At 70.7% G+C, this 20,371-nt stretch carries 22 protein-coding genes; 8 read left to right on the top strand and 14 right to left on the bottom strand.

What is annotated here, in order from left to right:
* Both H0E82_RS10635 and H0E82_RS10630 read right to left on the bottom strand, forming a co-directional pair.
* Positions 1–222, bottom strand: coding sequence for a hypothetical protein (locus tag H0E82_RS10635; RefSeq protein WP_180545425.1), 222 nt, complete (start codon positions 220–222; stop codon positions 1–3).
* Positions 223–511: 289 nt separating this feature from the next.
* On the bottom strand, positions 512–1,636 hold the full coding sequence (locus H0E82_RS10630) for a Gfo/Idh/MocA family protein (protein ID WP_180545424.1): 1,125 nt from the start codon (positions 1,634–1,636) through the stop codon (positions 512–514).
* A 315-nt stretch (positions 1,637–1,951) separates the two neighbouring features.
* Between H0E82_RS10630 and H0E82_RS10625 the strand changes: the two genes are divergently transcribed.
* The gene (locus H0E82_RS10625) at positions 1,952–2,380 is read left to right on the top strand and encodes an FKBP-type peptidyl-prolyl cis-trans isomerase (RefSeq protein ID WP_425600340.1); all 429 of its coding nucleotides are present in this window, start codon (positions 1,952–1,954) and stop codon (positions 2,378–2,380) included.
* 129 nt (positions 2,381–2,509) lie between these two features.
* On the opposite strand, the gene H0E82_RS10620 is transcribed toward H0E82_RS10625, so the two are convergent.
* Together H0E82_RS10620 and H0E82_RS10615 are read right to left on the bottom strand one after the other, a co-directional pair.
* Positions 2,510–2,950 carry an HhH-GDP family DNA glycosylase gene (locus H0E82_RS10620; RefSeq protein WP_180545422.1) on the bottom strand — a complete coding sequence of 147 codons (441 nt, stop codon included), beginning with the start codon at positions 2,948–2,950 and terminating at the stop codon, positions 2,510–2,512.
* 101 nt (positions 2,951–3,051) lie between these two features.
* Complete coding sequence (locus H0E82_RS10615; RefSeq protein WP_180545421.1) at positions 3,052–3,942, bottom strand: LysR family transcriptional regulator; 891 nt, start codon at positions 3,940–3,942, stop codon at positions 3,052–3,054.
* Between the two features lie 98 nt (positions 3,943–4,040).
* On the opposite strand from H0E82_RS10615, the gene H0E82_RS10610 reads away from it, so the two are divergent.
* The 4 genes from H0E82_RS10610 to H0E82_RS17005 all read left to right on the top strand — a co-directional run bounded on the left by H0E82_RS10610 (position 4,041) and on the right by H0E82_RS17005 (position 6,314).
* Positions 4,041–4,910, top strand: a complete 870-nt coding sequence (locus H0E82_RS10610) for an SDR family oxidoreductase (RefSeq protein ID WP_180545420.1) — start codon at positions 4,041–4,043, stop codon at positions 4,908–4,910.
* Positions 4,911–4,941: 31 nt separating this feature from the next.
* The gene (locus H0E82_RS10605) at positions 4,942–5,403 is read left to right on the top strand and encodes an AtaL-like protein (RefSeq protein ID WP_180545419.1); all 462 of its coding nucleotides are present in this window, start codon (positions 4,942–4,944) and stop codon (positions 5,401–5,403) included.
* A 114-nt stretch (positions 5,404–5,517) separates the two neighbouring features.
* Positions 5,518–5,964, top strand: coding sequence for an aldo/keto reductase (locus H0E82_RS17010; RefSeq protein ID WP_328797009.1), 447 nt, complete (start codon positions 5,518–5,520; stop codon positions 5,962–5,964).
* Entirely contained in the window at positions 5,847–6,314 is a 468-nt protein-coding gene (locus H0E82_RS17005) for an aldo/keto reductase (RefSeq protein WP_328797019.1), read from the top strand. Before H0E82_RS17010 ends, H0E82_RS17005 begins: the two co-directional genes overlap by 118 nt.
* 90 nt (positions 6,315–6,404) lie before the next feature.
* Here H0E82_RS17005 and H0E82_RS16830 read toward each other — a convergent pair whose 3' ends face one another.
* Entirely contained in the window at positions 6,405–6,608 is a 204-nt protein-coding gene (locus tag H0E82_RS16830) for a hypothetical protein (protein WP_235974292.1), read from the bottom strand.
* Between the two features lie 356 nt (positions 6,609–6,964).
* Between H0E82_RS16830 and H0E82_RS10595 the strand changes: the two genes are divergently transcribed.
* Complete coding sequence (locus tag H0E82_RS10595; protein ID WP_180545418.1) at positions 6,965–7,804, top strand: FHA domain-containing protein; 840 nt, start codon at positions 6,965–6,967, stop codon at positions 7,802–7,804.
* Between the two features lie 277 nt (positions 7,805–8,081).
* Here the strand turns inward: H0E82_RS10595 and H0E82_RS10590 are convergent, their stop codons facing one another.
* The 8 genes from H0E82_RS10590 to H0E82_RS10555 all read right to left on the bottom strand — a co-directional run bounded on the left by H0E82_RS10590 (position 8,082) and on the right by H0E82_RS10555 (position 16,854).
* The gene (locus H0E82_RS10590; protein WP_180545417.1) at positions 8,082–9,371 is read right to left on the bottom strand and encodes a DUF2254 domain-containing protein; all 1,290 of its coding nucleotides are present in this window, start codon (positions 9,369–9,371) and stop codon (positions 8,082–8,084) included.
* 169 nt (positions 9,372–9,540) lie between these two features.
* Positions 9,541–10,068: a DUF421 domain-containing protein gene (locus tag H0E82_RS10585; protein WP_180545416.1), complete on the bottom strand. Its 528-nt coding sequence runs from the start codon at positions 10,066–10,068 to the stop codon at positions 9,541–9,543.
* A 235-nt stretch (positions 10,069–10,303) separates the two neighbouring features.
* Positions 10,304–12,418, bottom strand: a complete 2,115-nt coding sequence (locus H0E82_RS10580) for a TPR end-of-group domain-containing protein (RefSeq protein WP_180545415.1) — start codon at positions 12,416–12,418, stop codon at positions 10,304–10,306.
* 204 nt (positions 12,419–12,622) lie between these two features.
* Positions 12,623–13,228 carry a LysE family translocator gene (locus tag H0E82_RS10575; RefSeq protein ID WP_219338501.1) on the bottom strand — a complete coding sequence of 202 codons (606 nt, stop codon included), beginning with the start codon at positions 13,226–13,228 and terminating at the stop codon, positions 12,623–12,625.
* Between the two features lie 204 nt (positions 13,229–13,432).
* Positions 13,433–14,188 (bottom strand): class I SAM-dependent methyltransferase, encoded by a 756-nt coding sequence (locus H0E82_RS10570; RefSeq protein WP_219338500.1) that lies wholly within the window; start codon positions 14,186–14,188, stop codon positions 13,433–13,435.
* A 302-nt stretch (positions 14,189–14,490) separates the two neighbouring features.
* Entirely contained in the window at positions 14,491–15,081 is a 591-nt protein-coding gene (locus tag H0E82_RS10565; protein ID WP_180545414.1) for an NADPH-dependent FMN reductase, read from the bottom strand.
* 309 nt (positions 15,082–15,390) lie between these two features.
* Positions 15,391–15,945, bottom strand: coding sequence for a hypothetical protein (locus H0E82_RS10560; protein ID WP_180545413.1), 555 nt, complete (start codon positions 15,943–15,945; stop codon positions 15,391–15,393).
* A gap of 630 nt (positions 15,946–16,575) precedes the next feature.
* A complete protein-coding gene (locus tag H0E82_RS10555) occupies positions 16,576–16,854 on the bottom strand; it encodes a hypothetical protein (RefSeq protein ID WP_180545412.1) in 279 nt (92 codons plus the stop codon).
* Between the two features lie 224 nt (positions 16,855–17,078).
* Here H0E82_RS10555 and H0E82_RS10550 point away from each other — a divergent pair, with 224 nt between their 5' ends.
* Positions 17,079–18,287, top strand: a complete 1,209-nt coding sequence (locus H0E82_RS10550; protein WP_180545411.1) for an alpha/beta hydrolase family protein — start codon at positions 17,079–17,081, stop codon at positions 18,285–18,287.
* Between the two features lie 219 nt (positions 18,288–18,506).
* On the opposite strand, the gene H0E82_RS10545 is transcribed toward H0E82_RS10550, so the two are convergent.
* A complete protein-coding gene (locus H0E82_RS10545; RefSeq protein ID WP_180545410.1) occupies positions 18,507–19,514 on the bottom strand; it encodes an alpha/beta hydrolase in 1,008 nt (335 codons plus the stop codon).
* A gap of 375 nt (positions 19,515–19,889) precedes the next feature.
* Between H0E82_RS10545 and H0E82_RS10540 the strand changes: the two genes are divergently transcribed.
* Positions 19,890–20,279 (top strand): DoxX family protein, encoded by a 390-nt coding sequence (locus tag H0E82_RS10540; protein WP_235974283.1) that lies wholly within the window; start codon positions 19,890–19,892, stop codon positions 20,277–20,279.
* Positions 20,280–20,371: the final 92 nt, after the last annotated feature.

Raw genomic sequence — 20,371 nt, 5'->3', positions numbered from 1 at the left:
CTACAGGACAAGCAGGGCCACGCCAAGCGTGGCCATCACCAGACCGGCGACCTGCAGCGCAACCCCGCGCGGTGTCAGATAACGATGCGAGCGCCACACCGGTGCGGCCAGCGGAATCGCTGTGCCGGGCAGGCGGAAGCGTGTCCAGGCCACGGTGACCAGGATCAGACCGTTGAAGATCAGCGCGGCCTGCACAAGCCGGGTTTCGAGCAACAGGTCCATCACGGTCTCCGGGCGGGGCGCGGTTCAATCGTACGCGCGGTCGAACGATCCGGGCGCGGAGACCCTCTCCACGCACCGGCCCGGAGACGATAACCGAATGCGAAACGTGGCCTCGCGGGTCATCCAGTTCACGGGTGCGGCGCGACGCGGCGGGCGTGTCCGCAGGGGCGGCCTGATCGGGACAAGCGGGAGCTTGCCGCCAAGCGGGGCCAAGCACCGGCGCAGGGCGGTCCGGACGTGGCGGCGGTGGCACACTATGCACGACGCCGCACCTCCGGACCACCGGTCGCTAACCGGCCACGCGCACCCGCTCATTGCCCTGCCGCACCGACGCGAACACCGCATCGAGCACCCGCATGTCCCGCAGCCCCTCCTCGCCCGGAGCACGCGGCGACCGGCCCTCGAGAATGGCGAGCGCGTCCTGGTCCATCTGCTCGGCCTGCATGCGCGGACGCTCTCCGAGTTGTGCGGGAAAACGCGTCCCGTCGCTGGCGCGGCCCACGTTGCCGTCGTAGGACTGGAACGGCGACAACTCGTACCAGCCGCGTTCGCAGTCGACGTGCAGCGTGTTGAGGTTGCGACCGAAACTGGTGACGCATCGGGCGATGACGTCGTCGGGAAACTCCAGCGTGAAGCGCATGGTCTCGTCGACGCCTGCGAAGATGTCGCGGCGCGCGGTCTCGTCCCAGGCACGCACCGCCACCGGCTCGAGGCCGGTGCTGTAACGCGCGGCGTTCACGCAGTACACGCCCATGTCGTACATCGCGCCGCCGCCGCACGCCGGGTCGAGGCGCCAGGCATCGTCCGCGCCCTGGCGCCAGCCGAACCAGCCCGCGTCGGCCCGCAGCTGCACGATGCGCCCGAACGGACGCTCCTGCGCCATCGCCATGAAGCGCCGCGTATTGGGCTCGTGCTGCATGCGGTAGCCGATGGCGAGCTGCACCTTGTTGTCGCGGCAAGCGCGGACCATCGACTCGGCCTCGCCTGCATCCATCGCCATCGGCTTCTCGCACCAGACGTGCTTGCCCGCGTTCGCCGCGGCCAGGGTCAGCGGCTTGTGCAGATGGTTGGGTGTGACGATGTAGACCACGTCGATGTCGGGATTGTCGGCGATGCGGTGCATGTCGTCGTAGCTGTAGACGCCGCTATCCGGAATGCCGTACTCCGCCTGCCACGCGGGCACCTTGTCCGGCGAGCCGGTCACGATGCCGGCCAGCCGGCAGTGCCGGGTCAGCTGCAGTGCGGGCGCCAGGAGGTCCCGGCTGTAGCCGCCCAGGCCGACGAGCGCGACGCCGAGCCGGCGAGCCTGCGGGCTCACCGCGAAGCCCTTGGGAAGCGCGGTGGCCGCGCCGGCGAGCACCAACGCCTGCAGTGCGCGGCGACGTGAAAAACCGTCCGGTCGGCGGGTGTGCATGTCGTCTCCATGGCGGAGGGGGAGCGCCCGATGCTAGCAGCGCGCGTGTGGGCCGCGAGACGGGGAATGCGGCTACGCCCTTGCCCACGACGCGCCGCCCGTGTCCTGTCTCGCATCACGTGACAGCAAAGCGGATCCGGTCTAGGGCGTCACGCCTCCGCGCCGTCCGCGGCGGGGCGCCCGCCGCCGCAGACCGCGCCCGGCCGGACGGCGCCATGCGCACGGACGGTGCAGCCGGCCTGCGCCGTGACCGGATACCGCAACGGCTATGCTGCGGCTCCGCTTCCCGACGAAGTCCCCATGACCCGACGCCCGCTGCGCCACGTCGCCCTGCTGCTCGCCGCCCTGCTGTTGGGCGCCTGCGGGAGTCCGCCGCCCTACACCGGCGGCGATGTCGCGGAGTTGCAGCGTATCGACGTGACGCGCGGCGAGGGTCCCGCCGCCCGCAGCGGGGATGACGTCGCCGTGCACTACACCGGCTGGCTCTACGACGAGAACGCCCCCGACAAGCGCGGCACGCAGTTCGACAGCTCGCTGGAGCGCGGACAGCCGTTCGTATTCCGGCTCGGCGCCGGCCGCGTCATCCGCGGCTGGGACGAAGGCGTGGCCGGCATGCAGGCAGGAGGTACGCGCATCCTGCACATCCCGGCGTGGCTCGGTTACGGCGCGGGCGGAGCGGGTCAGGTGATCCCGCCCGGTGCGTCGCTGGTGTTCGAAGTCGAGCTGGTCGAAATCCAGAAGTAGGCGCGCGCGGACGCCGTTGGAGGTCGCCCCGATCCGCAGTCGCGTGACCCGGCAACGCGCGTCCGCCGGACACGGGCTCCGGGACGTGGCCGGGACGATCCGCGACGGATCGTCCCGGGGCGCGCAGCGTCACTCCGGACCGTAGAGCGCGGCGGCCGCCTCGCGCATGAAGATGGCCAGCGTGACCGGTCCGACTCCCGGAAATGCGAGCAGGCGCCGCTCGAAGCCGGCGCGACCGGACGCGGCGTCGGCGATCCCGGTGATGCGTCCGTCGTAGTCGTCGATCAAGGTCCGGCACACCTGCGCGAGTCGTGGCGCGGTGGATTCGTCATAGCGCCGGTAGCCGCCTTCACCGAGCATCCGCACCAGCCTGGCGTGACTGCACGCGCCGAGCTTGCGCGGCGTGTCGCAGCCGTGGACGACCACGATGATCCGCCAGGTCTTCGCCGCGATGGCCTGCGAGATGCGCTTGCCGAACAGGAAGCTCGCGAGGAACCACTTGAACAGCGAGAGTTCGTCGCCGGGGTGGACCTCGAAGCCGAGATCACGTGGCGACAACGGGCGACGCATGCGGGTTCTCCTGGGTTCGCATCGGAGCGTGCGGTGGCAGGGGCCGGCCACTCTGCGCCTCGCCCGGTGACCACCTTGCCAACGGCACGACGCGCGCGGGATCAGCCCACGTATGCGGCGAGTTCCTCCGGCGTGCCGGATGGAAACGCGTGCCTGCAGAATTCGAGAAACGCGGCGACCCGTGCGCTCAGCAGGCGCCGCGACGGGTAGAGCATCCACAGTTCGATGTCGGGACCGGCCACCTCGCCCCACAGGACCAGCCGTCCGACCGCGAGATCGCGGGTGACCAGCGACACCGGCAGCCTGGCCACGCCGGCGCCGGCGCGGACCGCGTCACGCACCATGATCATCGAGGACAGGCCGAGGACCGGTTCCACCGCGAGCGCCGTCGCCTCCGGGCCGGACCCCAAGGTCCACGTTCCCGCCGGGCCCGCGGCACCGCGCGTGACCGCAGGCACCGTCCGCCCGTCCGCGGGACGCGGCAGGTCGGGCCCGGCGACCACGACCAGGCGATCGCGGAGCAGGATGCGTCCGATCAGGCTCTCGTCGGGATCGGGATTGATGCGGATCACGAGGTCGTAGCCCTCCTCGACCATGTCGACCGCGCGATCCTCGGTAGTGACCTCCAGCTGCACTTCGGGGTGACGCATCGCGAAGCGCGCCGCCAATGCGCCCATCGCGACCTGCGAGAACAGCAGCGGCACGCTGATGCGCAGGCGCCCGCGCGGCACGCTGCCCCCCGAGGCGATCTCGGCGGCGGTCTCCTCGAGCTCGGTGAGCAAGACCGCCGTGCGCGCGTGCAGCGCGCGGCCCTCCTCGGTGAGCTTGAGGACATGGGCGCCGCGCTCGAACAGCCGCAGGCCGAGGCCCGCCTCCAGTTCCGCGACCCGGCGCGACAGCGTGGCCTTCGGGCGCTCCGCCGCCCGCGCCGCCCGGCCGAAGCCGCCATGACGCGCCACGAGATTGAAGTCGGCCAGGGCGAGCAGGTCCATGTGTTCCACCAGAGAGACGGGAGGTCCAGATATTAGGGCTATCGGGTCGCGAGCGGATCACCAATCATCGCTCCACCCCAACCGCAAGGAGCTTTCCCATGACCATTCTCGTCACCGGTGCCACCGGCAATGTCGGCCGCCAGGTCGTCGACCAGCTGGCGCGTCGCGGCGCCGATGTCCGCGCCCTCGTCCGCGATTCCGCCAAGGCGACGTTCCCCGACGGCGTCACCGTCGTGCAGGGCGACCTGCTCGACGTGGACGCGCTGCGCTCGGCCTTCGACGGCGTCTCCACCCTCTTCCTGCTCAACGCCGTGGTGCCCGACGAGTTCACCCAGGCCCTCGTCGCACTGAACCTGGCGCGGGCCGCAGGCGTCGAACGCGTCGTCTACCTGTCGGTGATCCACAGCGACGTGTACGTCAACGTGCCGCATTTCGCCGGCAAATTCGCTGTGGAGCGGATGCTCGACCAGATGGGCTTCGGCGCCACCGTGCTGCGCCCGGCCTACTACATGGACAACGACGTCAGCATCCGCGACGTGGTGGTGCAGCACGGCGTGTACCCGATGCCGATCGGCGACCGGGGGCTGGCGATGGTCCACACCCGCGACATCGCCGAGGTCGCGGCACTGGAACTGCTCCGGCGCGCGTCGGCCGGGCCGCTTCCCTTCGAGGTGATCAACCTCGTCGGCCCCGACATCCTCACCGGCGCGGACGTGGCGGCGATCTGGAGCGAGGTGCTCGGACGTGCCGTCGCCTACGGCGGCGACGACACCGCGGCCTTCGAGCAGACCATGCGCCACGTCATGCCCGGCTGGATGGCCTACGACATGCGCCTGATGAGCGAACGCTTCCTCACCGACGGCATGCGCCCCGAGGCGGGCGACGTGGCGCGGTTGACCTCGCTGCTGGGGCGCCCGCTGTCCTCCTACCGCGCGTTCGCGTCCGAGCTGGCCGGACGGTCCGCGTGATCGCGGGCCGCCCCATCCGAAGGAGACCGACATGATCCATTCCACCGCCACCGCCGCCGTCAACCCGCCCGGCGACGTGCAGCTCAGCCGCGACCAGCTCTGGCAGGCGCTCGTCCTCAAAGCCCGCGACGCCCGCCTGTTCCTGCCGCCCGGCCTGTGCACACGCTGCGACGTGGTCGAGGAGAGCGCCACCCACATCGTCCGCGAAGCCACGATCGCAGGCCAGGACCTGCGCGAGCTCATCAGCTTCGAACCCGGGCACAAGGTGACGTTCTTCCAGGCCGCCGGGCCCCGCGAGGGCGCCATCATCAACGAGCTGTTCGAGGACGAGGCCGGCGCCCTGCACTTGCGCTACACCGGCTACCTCGGCCTTCGCGGCAAACGGCCCGGTGGGCCCGAACAGGCCGCGATGGACGGCGAACAGGGCTTCCGCGCGGCGCTGCACTCGACGCTGGCGCGCACACGGGAACTGCTCGCGACCGGGCGGCTCTGACCCGGCTCGCCCCGAGCGTCAAACGCGGCCTGACCGACTTCGGCAGGCCGCCACGCCGGTCCTGCCGATGCCTGCCGCGCAGCGTCGCCCGTTCGTCTCCCTGGAGTCCCCGTCATGACCCGTCCCGATTTCCGCTCCGTCACATCTGATCGCGCGACCGCTCCGCTCGGTGATCGCCGCGTGAAACGCATCGGTTACGGCGCCATGCAACACGCCGGCCCCGGCGTGATGGGCCCGCCCGAGGATCCGGCCGCCGCCATGGCCCTGCTGCGCGAAGCGGTCGAGCTGGGCGTGGACCACATCGACACCAGCGATGCCTACGGCCCCCACGCGAACAACCGTCTCGTCCGCGAGGCGCTGCATCCCGATGCGGAGTCCCTGGCCATCGTGACCAAGGTCGGCGCGATCCGCGGCGTCGACGGTGCCTGGCTGACGGCGCAATCATCCGAGGACATCCGCCAGGTGCACGACAACCTGCGCCTGGAGGTGCTGGATGTCGTCAATCTGCGCAGCATGTTCGATGTCGCACGCCGGTCGACGGTGCGCTGGAGGCGCCGCTGACGGCGCTTGCCGAGCTGCAGCAGCGGGGCCTCGTCCGCCACGTCGGGCTGAGCAACGTCACGCGGCGCCAGGTGGAGGACGCCGCGCGAATCTGCGACATCGTCTGTGTCCAGAATCTCTACAACCTCGTGCCTCGCGAAGACGACGCGCTCATCGACCAGACGGCCCGGCGCGGCATCACCTACGTGCCGTTCTCCCCGCTCGTGGATTCACGCCTTTGCAGTCGAAGACGCTGGGTGCGCTGGGCCACGCACTGGGCGTGGCGCCGATGCAGCTTGCCCTCGCCTGGCTGCTGCATCGCTCACCGAACATCCTGGCCATCCCCGGCACCGCGTCGGTCGCGCATCTGAGCCGCCTCCCTCGCACTCCCCGACGCTGTGTCTGCGCAGCTCGACGCCGTCGATCCGGGCGATGTCTGAGCCGGCGCCGCCCGCCGAGCACTATGCGCGCGGCGTCCGCCCGGTCCGCTCGGCCTGCGCATCGGCCTCCCGCGCTTCGGGCGTCTCCGCCTCGGGCGTCGTGGCCGGCGCATCCGACGACACGCCGAACGCGCGCGCCCATACGCTGACGTCCTGCTGCCGATCGGCTTCGGTCTGATCCGAGTCCGCGACGGGCCTCGCCTGCTTCTCGTCCTGCATGCTCATATGTGTCTCCCACTCCACCGACGGTTGCTCGGTGTATCCGGTCTGGACGTTCTAGCGAGGCGGGCGTGGCGCGAACGTGAGCCCCGGTGATCGCACGGCAGTCGATCCGGAGCGTGCACCGTCCGGGGCGGATGTGCGGACCCGTGTCGCCGCGGGTGGCGATGCGGACTCGCCCGGGCCGCACGCGCCCGAACGACGGCCGGCGGTCCCGCATGAGGCCTGCAGCCGGTGGTCTGCGAGCGCGCCGCAGTCCTGCTCATGCCCTGCGCGGGCCGCCGCGCTGCCGCCGGCGAACCGTCACCCGCTGGAGTCCCCGTGTGCCCGCGTCCACACCGGCATGACTAGAATACGGGCGGATGTCGGCACTGCATGCCCGCGCCGTTGCGCATGAGAGCGAAGAGATGAAGCTGGTGTTTCCCAACGGCGAGCATGGCCAGGTCCTGCTGAGCGCAGGCGTCAACCGGATCGGCACGGCTGCCGAGGGCGCGGTGGTGCTTTCGGGGCATGCGCTCAATCCGCTCCACTGCGAAATCCACGTGACCGGCACCGGCGCCAACCTGCAGGTGCCCCAGGGCGGCGGTCCCGTGGCGGTCAACGGCAAGCCGGTGGAACACATCATGGCGCTGCGCAGCGGTGACCAGATCGACATCGGTGCGGTCGTGGCGACGTTCGCGCCGCTCGAACCCGAGCGCGGCACGGCGGCGCCGGACGTCGCACGACATGCCGACGAGGACACCGGTGCCACCCGGGTGCGGGCCGCGTTGCCGAGATTCGTGCTGCGGGGCATCTCCGGGGCCGTGGCCGACAGGGCGTTTCCCGTCGGAGGGCCCGTCGTGATCGGGCGCGCGCCGGAATGCGACATCACGCTCCCGGACGACGAGATCTCGCGCCGGCACGCCCTGGTGAAGCCGGTCGGCGACGGCCTGTCGGTCGAGGATCTCGACTCCTCCAACGGCACCTACATCAACGACAGACGTGTGCAGCACGGCTTCCTGAGCCCGGGTGACGCGCTGCGGCTCGATGCCGTGAGCTTCCTGCTGGTCGCCCCGGAACTGGACATCCCACCCGATGCCGCGCGCGGTACGCGTATCGACGCCGCGCCCGTCGCCCGGGGCGCGGCGCGGCGATGGGTGCCGATCATGCTGGTCGCCGCGGTGGCGCTGGCGATCGCCCTGTTCGCACTGCTGCCTGGCTGATCGCGCCCGCAGGCACGCATGGCGGGCCTGTGCGATCCACTGCGGAAGACTCCGTGACCGCGTGGGGCCGCCCCACGGTCGGCTCGGCGTCGCCGACGGGTTCCGGTCACCGGACCGGGTGAACGCCCTGTCGGCAGTCGACGGGCGCTTGCACGCCAACTTCGCCGCGGCGGACCGGGCGATCCCGGGCATCGCCTAGACGCGCGCAGAGGGCACGGCGATGCCGGACACGCCGCCACATCCACGCGGTATGACCGCACATGTCGCGCGGAGCGGATCACAGCCTGCGCTGCAGCACGTCGAGCGCCTCCTGCAGGCGCGTCCGCGCCTCCGGATCCTGGACCCGCCGGTCGACACAGTCCCGGATGCGCCCCGCATGCCGCCGCATCGCCTGACGGTGCGGGAATTCGGGCGTCGCGTCGGCAAGGGCGGCAAGCGCCCAGCGCAACCGGTCGAGCACGACGACGTTGTCGCCTGCCGCATGCCGGATCTGGTCGAAGGCCTCGTCGAGCAGTTCCGCGAACACCGGATGGCGCGTCTCGACCCAGGCCACCCCCTCACGCTCGCAGCCGTCGAACTGCAGGCGCCGTGTCGCGGCGTGACGCAGCACGGCGGTGCATGCATCGATGCACATCACCGCCGTCGTCGTGTCGTTGATGCCGGGCGACAGTGCCCGCAAGGCCACGTCCACGAGCTGGCGAATGCCGAAGCCGACGTCCTGTTCCAGTGTGCGCTGCGGTCCGATCGACCAGCAGCCGCGGACGGCGTCGCCGAGGCCCGCAGGCGCGGCGGGGGATGCCGACAGCAGCAGATCGTCCTCGAGCAGGTAATCGCCGACCCGCGGGTGCACCTCGAGCCGGACGCCATGCAGGACCGCCAACTCGCCCAGTCGCACGTGGTCGACGAACTGCAGATAGCCGCCCTTCTTCGCCCGGCATGCCGCCTGCCAGCTCGCACCGGCCGGCGAACGCGGCGTGTCGGGAGCGCATGCGAAGCGGTGGGGAAACAGACGGTCGATGGCCTCGAAGGTATCGGCGCGCACCGCATCGATGATCCGCGAGGCCTGGATCGACTGCGCGATGTGGTGGATGAAGAACACCAGCACCCCGATTCCGCCGAATCCGAGCAGCAGGCCGACGAGCACGGCCACCGAGGGAATGAACGCGTCGTCGCCCTCGCCGTGGATGGAGCGCAGCACCACCAGGCAGTAGGCGAAGATGCCGACGAAGATGCCGAGGACGGACTGGTTGGCCCGGTCGGCCATGAAGTTTCGCAGCACCCGTGAGCTGTACTGACTCGAGGCCAGCGAGAGTGCGACCAGGGTGATCGAGAACACCGTGCCGGCCACGGTGATCATCGAGCCGGCGACCGCGTCGAGCATGCTGCGCGAGGCACTCGCCCCGGCGCCGAAGATCCGTGGCCAGCGCTCCAGCGCGCCCGACGCGACAAAGCGCGAGTCCGCCTCGATCGCCATGAACGCCAGCATCACCGCTGCGGTCACGATGAGGGTCGGCAGGAACCAGAAGGTCGCGTGCACGCGGTACCAGAGGCGGAACAGGCGGTCCATGGGCGTGCCGGGCTGCGGGAGACGTGAAGACTAGGCGCGCGCAGGTGAGACGCATGTGTGCCGGGCCCCGCGACGATCGCGGACGGACACGCCGCTGCGGCGGGCACGACGCCGGCAGATTGCGCGGGACGTCAGGCGGCCCGGTTCGTCGCCGGCGCCACGCGCCCGGTCATGCCGGCGGGTCCACCCGGAGCCCCGGCAGTCGGACCCTCCCCTCTTCGCGCGCTGTCGCCACCACGCTGATGGTGCCGTCGGTCTCGAGGACCACCGCATCGATTTCCGTCAGGGCGCCGGAGCCGGCCTGTCGCGCCGCGGCCCGGATTTCCTCCTCCGTGACACGTGCTCGACGCATCGCGTCACCGAGCAGGCGGCCGCGATGCAGCAGCAGGGTGGGCTCCCCGGTGACCGCACGCTTCAGCCACGGCCAGCGCACGCTGGTCCAGGTCACGACGAACTGCAGCGCGACCAGCAGTGCCAGCGCGGTGACGCCTTCGACCAGGCTCACGCCGCTGTCGAGCAGGATCGTCGCGAGCGTCGAGCCGAGCGCGACGGTCACGACGAAGTCGAATGCATTCATCTTGGACAGCGTGCGCTTGCCCGAGAGACGCAGCAATGCGACGAGTGCAAGATAGGCCAGGACACCGATCACGAGCGTGCGTCGCACGTGGTCCCAGCCGTCGAAGATGAGGCCGTCCATCCGAATCTCCTGCGTGGGCATGGCCTGCAGCCTGCACTGCCGCCCGCCTGCGCGGCATGAGCATCGCGCGGGCCCGGCCCGCTGGATGCGCTCGGTGGAGACGAGGCGCCGCGGACGCGGACGTGTCCGGAGGCGTCGGCGCACGCTGCCCCCGTCGGGTCGGCCGGCATCCGCCGGTGACGGGCCACACCGACATTGCACGGAGGCCCGCGGCGTTCCCGCCCCGTGTACGTGCTCAGTCCGACGGGCGTCCGCGTTCACCGCGCGTGGCGGCCGTGAATGCCGGATCGTCCCAGTAGCGTTCGAAATCACGATCGCCGAGGAACTGCGCCGCCGGTTTGCCGAGCCGCGCTGCAGCGGCGACGTGCCGCAACATCCGCGACCGGTCGTCGGTCAGTGCGTAATAGCAGGCCAGGTTGTAGAGCAGCGTGGCATTGGTGTGGGTATCGGGATCGAAGCGGGAGCCGACGAGCCGGGCCAGTACCGTATCCACCAGCGCGGCATCCTGCGGCCGGTGCACCGCGACGGCGAGCGTCTGGCTGGCGATGACGCTGGTGTTGTAGGCGGTGGCCGGGTCGGTCGCGTGCTTCGACGTATGGGGATGCACCTCGGCGAGATAGTGCCGGGCCAGGGTCACCGAGGCGTCGGCGCGTCCACCGGCATTGAGTTCGCCCAACAGGCGCGCATACGCGGCGGTGATGAAGGGTGTCGCCCGCGCGACCATGTCGGGCGCGTGGGCCAGGGCCTCGGCCTGCGCCCGGAAGCGCGCGAGCACCTCCGCACCACCGGCCGGCACGACGTCGGCGGTGCGCTGGAGCTGCTCGATGCGCGTGGGCGGCGCGGGCTGGCCGTCGCGTGGCCGCCAAGGCCGGAACGGCGGACGTCGGCTGTAGGCGAGCCGGACCCGATCGAGCGGGACGACGCTGCCGCCGCGGCGCAGGGACAGCCGCATGTCGTCCACCTCGCCGAACAGGTCCGGCACTTCGAGCAGCAACGTGGCCGGCCCGTCCGCGCGCGGCAGCGCCGCGAACGCGGAACGGGTCGCGGCCGGATCGAGCTCGACCTCCAGCACCGCGTGCGTGTCCCGGCTCCAGGGTGAGCCCCACTCCACCTGCAGCGAGACCGGCAAGGCATGCAGCGCGGGACTGTCGGCGTCGAGCGCGACGGTCGGCCCCACGATCCGGGGCCCAGCGGGTTTGGCACGCCACCAGCGGTGCACCCGATCGCCGGTGTCCAGCACCACGATGCCGGTGACCGCGTCGCGTGGCGTCATCGGCCCTTCGAACGCCGGCCGCCATGCCGGCACCGGATGGGCGGATGGTGCGGATGCTTGCACGGGCGTGCGCGGACGTACCGCATACAGGCCGAAATCGGGCCCGTACAGCGTCCACAGCGCGTCTTCGCCGGGGTGGTTCATGTACCCGCGCATGCGCACCCGCAGCCATGGGCTCGCACCGGGTATGACGATCGACGGATCCCACCAGTCCACCATGTGTTCGAACTCGTAATCGTCCGCATCCCGGCCCACGAACACCTTGAACTGGAGCGCCTCGTCGTCGACGCGCAGACGCACCGACGCATCGCCGAACCAGTAACGCCGCGGCAATGCGCCCGGCAGGTGGGGCGCGACGGCCTTGATCGCACCGCCGACGACGGTTTCCGAGACGTACCCGGCCACGCCGCCCTCGAGGTGGTAATGGCGCCGGTCGAAGGCGACCACGTCCACGCGCGACGGGATGCCTGCGCCACCGCCGTCGAAGGCGCCGGGCCGGACCTCCACCATCAGCGGCGCCGGGGACTCGAATCCATCCAGACACGTATCGGACCATGCGACCGTCTCGTCGGTCGACGAGCGCAGGGTGCAACTGGTATCCACCTGCGCGCGGTGGCGGGTGATATCCATCTTCCAGGCCGCATCGCCCGTCCACAGCCAGGCCCACGCGCGCTCGTCCCGCTTGCCGAAGGCGACCGCTCGCGCCGCGGAAAGTGCCGCGTGCAGTTGCGCGGTGGTGAACGCATTGCCGTCGACCTCGGGACCGTAAGCCTGTCGCGTGCGCTTGCCGGTGTGCACCCAGTCGACGAACCCGTCATCGCCGAAGGCGATCCCGTTGCGATGCATGTCGCCCGGTGCGTCCAGGGTGTCGAGCAGCCTGCCGTCCGCGCTGAACCGCCAGAGGTAGCCGTCGGCGGCGACGATGACCTCGCGTCGCTGCGGCAGGGCGAACATCGCCCGGACCGGGCCGCGGATCTGGCGGCGGATCTCGAAGCTGTCCGAGGTCGCGAGGTTCTCGGACAGCCGCGGAAAGGCCGCGCCCCGGGGCGCGGCGAACAGGGAGGTAAAAAAGGGCATGAGGGCTGCGGACAGAAGGACGGCGGCGAGTGGGCGGGCGGTTCGGCAGGTGGCCGGGAACGGACGTTGCATGGGGCCGAAGCGTCGCAGGTGATCGGGCCGAGCACGGTACACAAAGCCGCGACCGAAGGGGCCGTGCCGGCTCCGCCCCGGACTGGATCCGACGGGGCACGCAATCGCCGGCGTCACCCGGCAGCGTCCATTTCAGCGCAGCGCGGTGTAGAAGAACCAGCCACCCACGGCGACCATGCCCAGCGCCAGCACGCGCCGCACCGGCCGCACCCGATCCGGCCTGGTGACGATGCGCCGCAAGCGCGCCGCACCCAACACCAGGCCGAGATGCACCAGCGTCGCCACGCCTACGCTGATCGCGCCGAGCGCGATGATTTCGCGGAACGGCGCATCCGGCCCCGAGAGGAACCGCGGCACCACCGTCAGGAAAAAAACGGCGGCCTTCGCGTTGAGCAGGTTGAGCACGATCCCCGCGCCGGTCAGCTGGAGCAGGGTGCGACCCTGGGCCGCCTCCATCGCTCCGCCGGCGTCCCGCCACCCCCGCCACGCGAGCCACAGCATCATCAGCCCCGCGCCGATACCGATCCAGGCACCGACGACCGGGACCTTGACCAGCAAGGCGCTGAGCCCGATTCCGGACAGTGCGGCATTGAGTGCCAGGCCGATCGCGATGCCCGCGGTCGCCATCAGGCCGGCTCGCCTGCCCTCGGCCAGCGTCAGCGACACCAGCCAGGCCATGTTGGGCCCGGGCGTGATCTCCACGAGCAACACCGCCAGTGCAAAGCCCCATCCGTCCACCGCGCGCCCCGCGTCCGTCGATACCGCCGGACCAAGCCTAACGGGCGCGAGGGCGGCCCGCGCCTGCGGATTACGGACTGCGGCCTGGATCCGCCCGGGCGTGACTTGCGCGGTGCCGTCCGCGCACGACCGGGCGACGGCCGTTCGAGCCCGTCGCCACCTGTCCGGTCCGGGCAGGCCGCTGCAGCGGCCGACGAGCCGCGTTCAGCGCTTGCGGAAGATCACCACGTGCTGCCAGGGCAAGGTGTCGGCCGTGCGCTCCCAATCGAGCGGATGCAGGGCCGCTTCGCGGCGGATCTGGGCTTCGCTCATCTTGTGCAGCGGCTTGATCGGCACACGGTCGTCCTCGGCGCGGTATTCGACGAAGACCAGTCGCCCGCCGGGTCGCAGGGCGCGCACCAGCGCACCGAGCACTTCGTGCGGATACTCCAGCTCGTGGTAGACGTCGACCATCAGTGCGAGATCCACCGACGCTGGCGCCAGGCCGGGGTCGGACGCGCTCGCCTGCACCGGGACGATGTTCTCCAGACCCGGCTGCGCCGCCAGCCGCGCGAGCATCGCCACCATCTGCGGCTGCACGTCCACCGCGTAGACGCGACCAGCGGGGGCGACGCGCGGCGCGATCCGCCGAGCGTGATAGCCGGTTCCCGCGCCCACGTCCGCGACATCCAGACCCGGCCGGAGCGCCAGCTCCTTCAACAGGAGGCTGCCCCGCTCCTCGCGCTCGCGCTCCTCGCGCTCCAGCCAGGCCGCGCCCTGCCACCCCATCACCGCGGAGATCTCACGCCCCTGATAGGTCTTGCCGATGCCGTCGGCGCTCGGGCGCACGGCCCCGTAGACCGGGGCGACTTCGACGCCGGAGCTGGACAGGGCTTGCGACGGCGGGGCCGGCGGGCCGGAACAGGCCGCGCCTGCGCACAGCAACAGCACGGTGGCGGCCAACGTTGTGATCCGATCCACGGCGCATCTTCCCGGCAGCGGCGGAGTGCTGCGATACGGCGAGCCTAATCGCGCAACCTGCGGCGCAGGGTGAGCGGCCGCCCGATGCCCCTATCGCCGGGTACGCCGGGGGTACGCGGCGTGCGGTGGGGGCACGTGACGTGCGGCCGGCCTCGATGGAGCTGCCCACCCGCAAGTCGCCCGCTCGCCGGCGAGCGCCATGCACGGCCCGGGCATGCGGTGGGCCAAGGGGGCACGCCGGTGGCGGTCGAACGACACGGCGCCGGGCGATGGCGTACAGCCAGGCCCACGCCGCTGTGCGGTCAGTAAGGCAGCGCCCTGCGTCCCGTCTGCACGCGCGCCGCCTCCGCCCACCAGAGAAGGTCGTCGGCGAAGCGCGCGAAGCGTCCTTCCAGCGAGGTGCCGGCCTCGCCCAGCAGCCGGCCCTGCGCATCGAGCGTACTGGCGAGCGGCCCCACTTCGACCGTACTCGGGATCACCACCATCCCCATCTCGGACAATGTGCCGTGCCAGGCCAGGTTCGCGCGCGCACCGCCGAGGCGACCGGCCGAATAACTGACGATGCCGGCGGGCCGCCAGAACCACTCCTCGAGAAAGTGATCGGTCAGGTTCTTCAGGCCGGGCTGCACGCCCCAGTTGTACTCGCCGGCGACGAATACGAAGCCGTCCGCTTCGCGGATCCTGCGAGCCAGCGCCGTCATGGCATGGGGCGCCTCGCCTTCGGGATACTCCTTGTACATGCGGTCCAGGATCGGCAGGTCCACCGCTTGCGCATCAATCAGCGCGGCATCGACGCCGCGCGCCCGCAGGCTGCGCACGCAGTAGTCGGCGAGGCGGATGCCCATGCGGTCAGTGCGATAGGACCCGTAGAACACCAGGATGCGCTCGGACATGGTTTCACCTCGGGAAGTCGCGGGACGATCTCGAGGATCATCGCACTGCCGGGCGAAGCTGACGGGGATCCACTCGCGGCGGCGCGCGCGGTAAACGCGTGCGCGTCGCGGACGGCCCGCATGGCCTGCGCCGCGATGTCTCTCGGCCGATGCAGTGCAGCTGCGCGCGCACACCGGCGTGGACGCGGCCACAGGCGATGCGGAGTGGATGGCGGCGCGCGCGTTGCGGCCGCCTGGGCGACAGCTGCACGGTCGTCGCCCCGTCTGCTGTCCGGCTCGCGTCGAACACGAGGAGCCGGTCCGCGGCGATCAGGACGCGCCCCGGTCTCCGTCCGTTTCCGGCTCCAGCCGCAGGCCGAGATGGCGGATCAGGGCCCGGCGCGCGGCCTGCGCATCTGCCCGGGTGGCAAAGCCGTGGCTGCGATAGGTGGCACGTCGACGCGCTTGCCGCCCGGGCCCGGTCATCGCCGAGCGCGGCACCACGACGACCCGCCAGACATCGGGCCCCTCGGAATTGACGACGTGCTCCACGGCGACGTCGGCGACATCGTCCGCCGCCAGTCGGGTTTCCCAGCTGCGCCCCCAGAGCCTGCGTTCGATCACGAGCGCGCGGGCCGGATACGCCCAGGTCCGGGCCTCGCCCAACACGCCGGCAAGCACGAGCAACGTTCCGATGCCGCCTGCGACGACGATGATCGACCCTGCAGGCAGCGACGCCCATCCGAGCGGCCACGCTGCGGGCCCGAGCTCGTGGAGCGGCAGCAGCGCGAGGCTCGCACCCGATGCGATGAACAGAAAACGGGCACCCCAGGGAAGTGCATGGCGCACGGCAGGCAGCGGGGCGCCGGAGACGGGCGCGTCCATCAGCGAGGGCTCATCGCGCAGGTATCCACCCGTGCAGCACCTGCACGTGCGCGGGGCACGCGCGATGCCCCCATCGCATGGCGCTTCGCGGAACGGCCGGCGTTCGCGCGCGCCGCCGCGATGCGCACCCCACGGAGTCGCAGCGCCTCGCCGGATTGCTGCGAGCCTGCAATGCGGTCTGGATGGATCCCGGATCCGCGAGGACCGCACGACCGGGTGCGTGGCGTTTCCACACGCTCGACTGCGCCACCCGGGCCTCCTGTCCGGTCGATCTGCAGGGTGATCGAGGAGGGCCAGGTGGCGCTCGGGGACACCCTGTCGACCCGGCGCACAAGCTGCACGCCAAGTCGAAGCAGCGCTGTCGCACTGGGTCCGCACGCCGGCCTGCGGCCCGTCGACACGCTGACCCAGGATGCGCGAAACGGTCCATCAGCGAAGCCCGGGCGTGCCGCGCCATGTCCGGCGCCGTCGCAAGCGCCCGAGCGAAACGCGAGACACGGAAGCGCCGACCGGTCTCCGCTGCGCGCATCCGGGATCCTCGCGACGCACGCGCGGACGACTGCATCGCCCGATACCCCTGCAGGCGCATCGATGGAATCGCTGCCACGGCGCCGTCTTCCCCCGCAGGATTCAGTCACGGCGAAGACGGCGCGCTGCTCCGGCTGCTTCCTGCAGCACGCGCACGTAATCCTCCTTGGCCTTGGGTGCCTGCGCCGCGACGTTCTCCAGGCCTTCGACGTATGCCGCCACCAGCGCCGGCGCGTTGAACTGGTCGGACAGGTCGGCCATCGACCTGGCGACGGCGTCGTTCAGATGCCAATGCACGTTGACGCCCTTCTGGGCCTCGTTGGCGAGGTCGACCACACGCAGCAGATGCGGCGTCACGAGCCCCACGACAGTCGCTCTCATTCCTTGCACCCTCCATCGGACGTCCGGAAGGCTAACCAAACTCGGGCGGAATTGCCTCTCGGATGCCGGATGTCCCGTGTCCCGCCAACCGCCGCCATGGCGGGCCACGTGGGTGGAAGACAGGTGATGATCGGCCCACCGCCCGAGAGCCGCCCGGCCGGCCGCGCCCTGGCCGGCTGGCACTCCGGACTGCGTTGCACACTCCGACCTGGAGAGCACTGACGATGAAGCGACTTGCTGGCTGGTTGGGACTGGTGGGCGCGGTGCTGCTGGGCGTGGCAGCGGGTGCAGGTGCGATGTATGGCGTCGCTGCACATGCGCCGTACCTGTGGGTGCTCGTGCTGGCCGGCGTTGCAGTGGCGGCCCTGCTCGCCGCTGCCCTGGCACGCTGGCCGGCCCGCTGGGCCCGGCTGCGGCCCCGGCGCGCAGCCGTCTGCGCAGGCCTCGCGGCCATGTTGCCGTTCTTCGGCCTGGTGGCCGCGGTTGCAATGACACCGGAGCGCACACCGATCAAAGGCCTGCAGGATCCGCGGGGGCCTCATGCGCAGCTCCGGGTGGACACCGGCTCGACGCTGGCCACCTGGCGGATCGCGCCCGATGGCGCACGACGCGGAACGCCTGTGGTCTTCCTGCATGGCGGCCCGGGCAGCTATGTGCGCACGCGGGATTTCGAGGTCGGCGCAGGCCTGCGCGACGCCGGTTTCGAAACCGTCTACTTCGACCAGGCCGGCAGCGGCGCCTCGGCCGACCTGCCCATCTTCGACTACTCGATCGCACGCGCGGTGGCCGATGTCGAAGCCCTGCGCAAGGCGCTGCAGGCGGATCGGATGGTGCTGTGGGGCCAGAGTTGGGGCGCATCGCTGGCGGCTGCCTATGTGCTGACGCATCCGGATCGCGTCGCCGGCGTCGTCTTCGAATCCCCCGGTGATTTCCCCGGCGCACCCGCACGTCTCGACTACACCGCGACCGACCAGGCCGTCCCCTTCTCACCCACCCCGCGCGACGCCGTGCTCTACCTGCTGATCAATTACGCCCCACAACTCGCCGACGCCTGGATGCCGCAGGCCGAGCACCACGCCTACAACGATGCGATCGGCGCGGGTCGCGATTTCCGTGGCTATCAGTGCAAGGGCGCGGGTCCGATCGAGCGCCCGGCCTCCAGTGGCGGCAGCAGCCTCTATGCGCACCAGCGTCTGCTCGGAGACCTCGCGGCGCAACCGCTCGTCGCTGCCTCGGCACTGCGCGCACCGGCCCTGGTGATCCGCGGCGAATGCGATTTCATCGATGGGCCCACTGCCCGGCGTTACGTGCAGGCCTTCGGCGCCACCCTCGTGGAACCGCCAGGCGTGGGCCACGGCCTGTTCGGACACGACGGAACACTGTCCGCTCTGCTGGGGACGTTCGCCCGCGAATCACTTGCCGGCGTCCAGTGATCGCGGCTGCACGGCCTCGAACGTCGATGCGTTCGAAGGCATCCGATGGCTGCGCACCGGATCCGCAGCCCGTGACCCGCGCCGATCGTGCACGCCCGCGGAGGCGCATCGTTTCCCGTCGCGAAACGCCGATCTTCCGAGCTTCTGGCACCGGCTTGCGCCGTGTCCGCGAGCTGCCAACCGCCGCGGCGCCACTTCGGGGCCGGCGCGCCCCGCCGCTCACCGCATCCCGATCTCGCCCAGCCAGCGCATCGCATCCTGAGTCCATCGATCGCTGTCCGTCCCCTGCCGGTGCACGCCGAAGGCGTGGCCGCCGGTCTCGTAACGGATCAGCGACACGTCGACACCGACCTCGCGCAGCGCCTGTTCGTAGACGACCGAATAGTCGACCGGATCGACGGGGTCGTCGTTCGCGTGGATCAGCAGGGTGGGCGGCACGGCCGACGAGACCACGATGTCCGAATTGAGCTGCCGCGCGGCCTCCGAGTCGCGGGGGCGCAGGTTCTTGTGCTCCATGGTCATATGGCCGGGATACACCGGAATCGCAAAATCAGGCCGGATGCTCACTGCATCCGCGGCGTCGAAGGCACTGTACGCGCGCGTCGCGAATCCTGTGCTGGTCAGCACCGCCAGATTGCCACCAGCGGAAAACCCCATGACGCCGATGCGGTTCGGCTCGATGCCCCAGGCCTCGGCGTTGTAGCGGACCAACGCCATCGCTCGCTGTGCGTCCTGGAGCGCCATGGGGATGGTCGGCGCCTCGTGTCGCCTCGTGACGGGATTCCAGTTGCAGCCCGTATTGGGCACGCGGTATTTGACGAGAACGCAGGTGATGCCCGCATCGGCCAACCAGCTGCACACGTCCGATCCGTAGAGGCCCAGAGTACTCCTGGGACCAATCGCCAGCGTCTTGTATCCACCGCCCGGGAACACCAGGACTGCCGTGCGCGTCGAAGGGACGGTCGGGCGATAGACCAGAAGGCTCGGGTGGGTCAGCGCCCACGCTTCGTGCGCCAGCGCATCGATCCCCGCCTGAAGTACGGGCGACCGCTCCGGCCACAAGGGAATGTCCCGCCAGTAAGGCATGGAGGGGACGCCCGCGACCGCGTTCACCACCGGCGCACCGCGGACCGGCTCGACGCCGCTTGCGTGCGCGCGTTCCCGCGACCAGACGGCCGACGCCATCAGCGCCAGAAGTCCCAGGACGAGGTATCCGCTACGTTTCATCGATTGCTCTGCCTGTAATCCCGCTGTGAATCCCGAAGGGCCACACCGCCCCCCCCCGCAGAGATCGACGTCGGGCGAGCGAGGACCGCTTTCGATGCGCTGCAATGGACGCACGTTCGCCGCGCCTGGGTTCCGGCCGATGCGCGTCTTTCGGCAATCTTATGCCCGCCGTCGTCCGACGCAGGCGCGGCAGTGGTCCATGGCCGAGGCACATGTCGGCGCGGGCCACGCTCGCATCCCGACTCCCGCCGGCCGCTCCCAGCTTTCGGCACGTGCGGGCGGGGCCTGTGCCGACTAGGGTGCGGGTTCGTCAGGGGGGATCACCGGGTGAGAGCAGGCATCGAACGAGGACATTCTCTGCCCGACGTGACGCTCATGGTGCTCCGCGTGGTCACCGGCGCATTCCTGGTCCACGGCACGCAGGACAACGTGTTGAGCGCCGAGCGCATGCAGGAGTTCATCGGTTTCCTGGCACTCCACGGCTTCCCATGGCCCCAGCTTGCGGCTCCGTTGTCGGTCTACGCGCAATTCGTCTGCGGCGTCCTGCTCGTGCTGGGACTGTTCACCCGGCTGGCCGGTGCAGTCGTTGCAGTCAACTTCGTGGTCGCACTCGCCATGGTGCATTGGCAGCAGGACTTCCGGGGCTGGTGGCCGGCACTCGTCCTGGTGTTGCTTGGACTGCATTTCAGCGCGCTCGGCGCGGGACGTTACGGCATGGATGCCCTGCTCGCGCGGCGTCGTGGCCCACGTTGGAAGCGTGGTTGAGCGCACCGAGGAGGCCCGATCCGGCTCCGTGTGCCACAGGGCGTGTTCTACAGCGGGCGTTGCCTATGTCCGCACCGTACGGCGCCCCGCGT

The sequence above is a fragment of the Luteimonas deserti genome, from assembly GCF_013425765.1.
Taxonomy (GTDB): domain Bacteria; phylum Pseudomonadota; class Gammaproteobacteria; order Xanthomonadales; family Xanthomonadaceae; genus Luteimonas; species Luteimonas deserti.
The sequence above is the reverse complement of the archived record's forward strand: the minus strand, read 5'-3'. Positions and strand labels throughout refer to the sequence as shown.

Excerpts from the sequence above, each read along its gene's own strand:
- H0E82_RS10550 (WP_180545411.1), top strand. The coding sequence starts at position 17,079 with ATGAAGCGACTTGCTGGCTGGTTGGGACTGGTGGGCGCGGTGCTGCTG.
- H0E82_RS10560 (WP_180545413.1), bottom strand. The coding sequence starts at position 15,945 with ATGGACGCGCCCGTCTCCGGCGCCCCGCTGCCTGCCGTGCGCCATGCA.
- H0E82_RS10595 (WP_180545418.1), top strand. The coding sequence starts at position 6,965 with ATGTCGGCACTGCATGCCCGCGCCGTTGCGCATGAGAGCGAAGAGATG.
- H0E82_RS10590 (WP_180545417.1), bottom strand. The coding sequence starts at position 9,371 with ATGGACCGCCTGTTCCGCCTCTGGTACCGCGTGCACGCGACCTTCTGG.
- H0E82_RS10630 (WP_180545424.1), bottom strand. The coding sequence starts at position 1,636 with ATGCACACCCGCCGACCGGACGGTTTTTCACGTCGCCGCGCACTGCAG.
- H0E82_RS10555 (WP_180545412.1), bottom strand. The coding sequence starts at position 16,854 with ATGAGAGCGACTGTCGTGGGGCTCGTGACGCCGCATCTGCTGCGTGTG.
- H0E82_RS10585 (WP_180545416.1), bottom strand. The coding sequence starts at position 10,068 with ATGGACGGCCTCATCTTCGACGGCTGGGACCACGTGCGACGCACGCTC.
- H0E82_RS16830 (WP_235974292.1), bottom strand. The coding sequence starts at position 6,608 with ATGAGCATGCAGGACGAGAAGCAGGCGAGGCCCGTCGCGGACTCGGAT.
- H0E82_RS10580 (WP_180545415.1), bottom strand. The coding sequence starts at position 12,418 with ATGCCCTTTTTTACCTCCCTGTTCGCCGCGCCCCGGGGCGCGGCCTTT.
- H0E82_RS10620 (WP_180545422.1), bottom strand. The coding sequence starts at position 2,950 with ATGCGTCGCCCGTTGTCGCCACGTGATCTCGGCTTCGAGGTCCACCCC.
- H0E82_RS10545 (WP_180545410.1), bottom strand. The coding sequence starts at position 19,514 with ATGAAACGTAGCGGATACCTCGTCCTGGGACTTCTGGCGCTGATGGCG.
- H0E82_RS10610 (WP_180545420.1), top strand. The coding sequence starts at position 4,041 with ATGACCATTCTCGTCACCGGTGCCACCGGCAATGTCGGCCGCCAGGTC.
- H0E82_RS10565 (WP_180545414.1), bottom strand. The coding sequence starts at position 15,081 with ATGTCCGAGCGCATCCTGGTGTTCTACGGGTCCTATCGCACTGACCGC.
- H0E82_RS10540 (WP_235974283.1), top strand. The coding sequence starts at position 19,890 with ATGGTGCTCCGCGTGGTCACCGGCGCATTCCTGGTCCACGGCACGCAG.
- H0E82_RS10635 (WP_180545425.1), bottom strand. The coding sequence starts at position 222 with ATGGACCTGTTGCTCGAAACCCGGCTTGTGCAGGCCGCGCTGATCTTC.
- H0E82_RS10615 (WP_180545421.1), bottom strand. The coding sequence starts at position 3,942 with ATGGACCTGCTCGCCCTGGCCGACTTCAATCTCGTGGCGCGTCATGGC.
- H0E82_RS10605 (WP_180545419.1), top strand. The coding sequence starts at position 4,942 with ATGATCCATTCCACCGCCACCGCCGCCGTCAACCCGCCCGGCGACGTG.
- H0E82_RS17010 (WP_328797009.1), top strand. The coding sequence starts at position 5,518 with ATGACCCGTCCCGATTTCCGCTCCGTCACATCTGATCGCGCGACCGCT.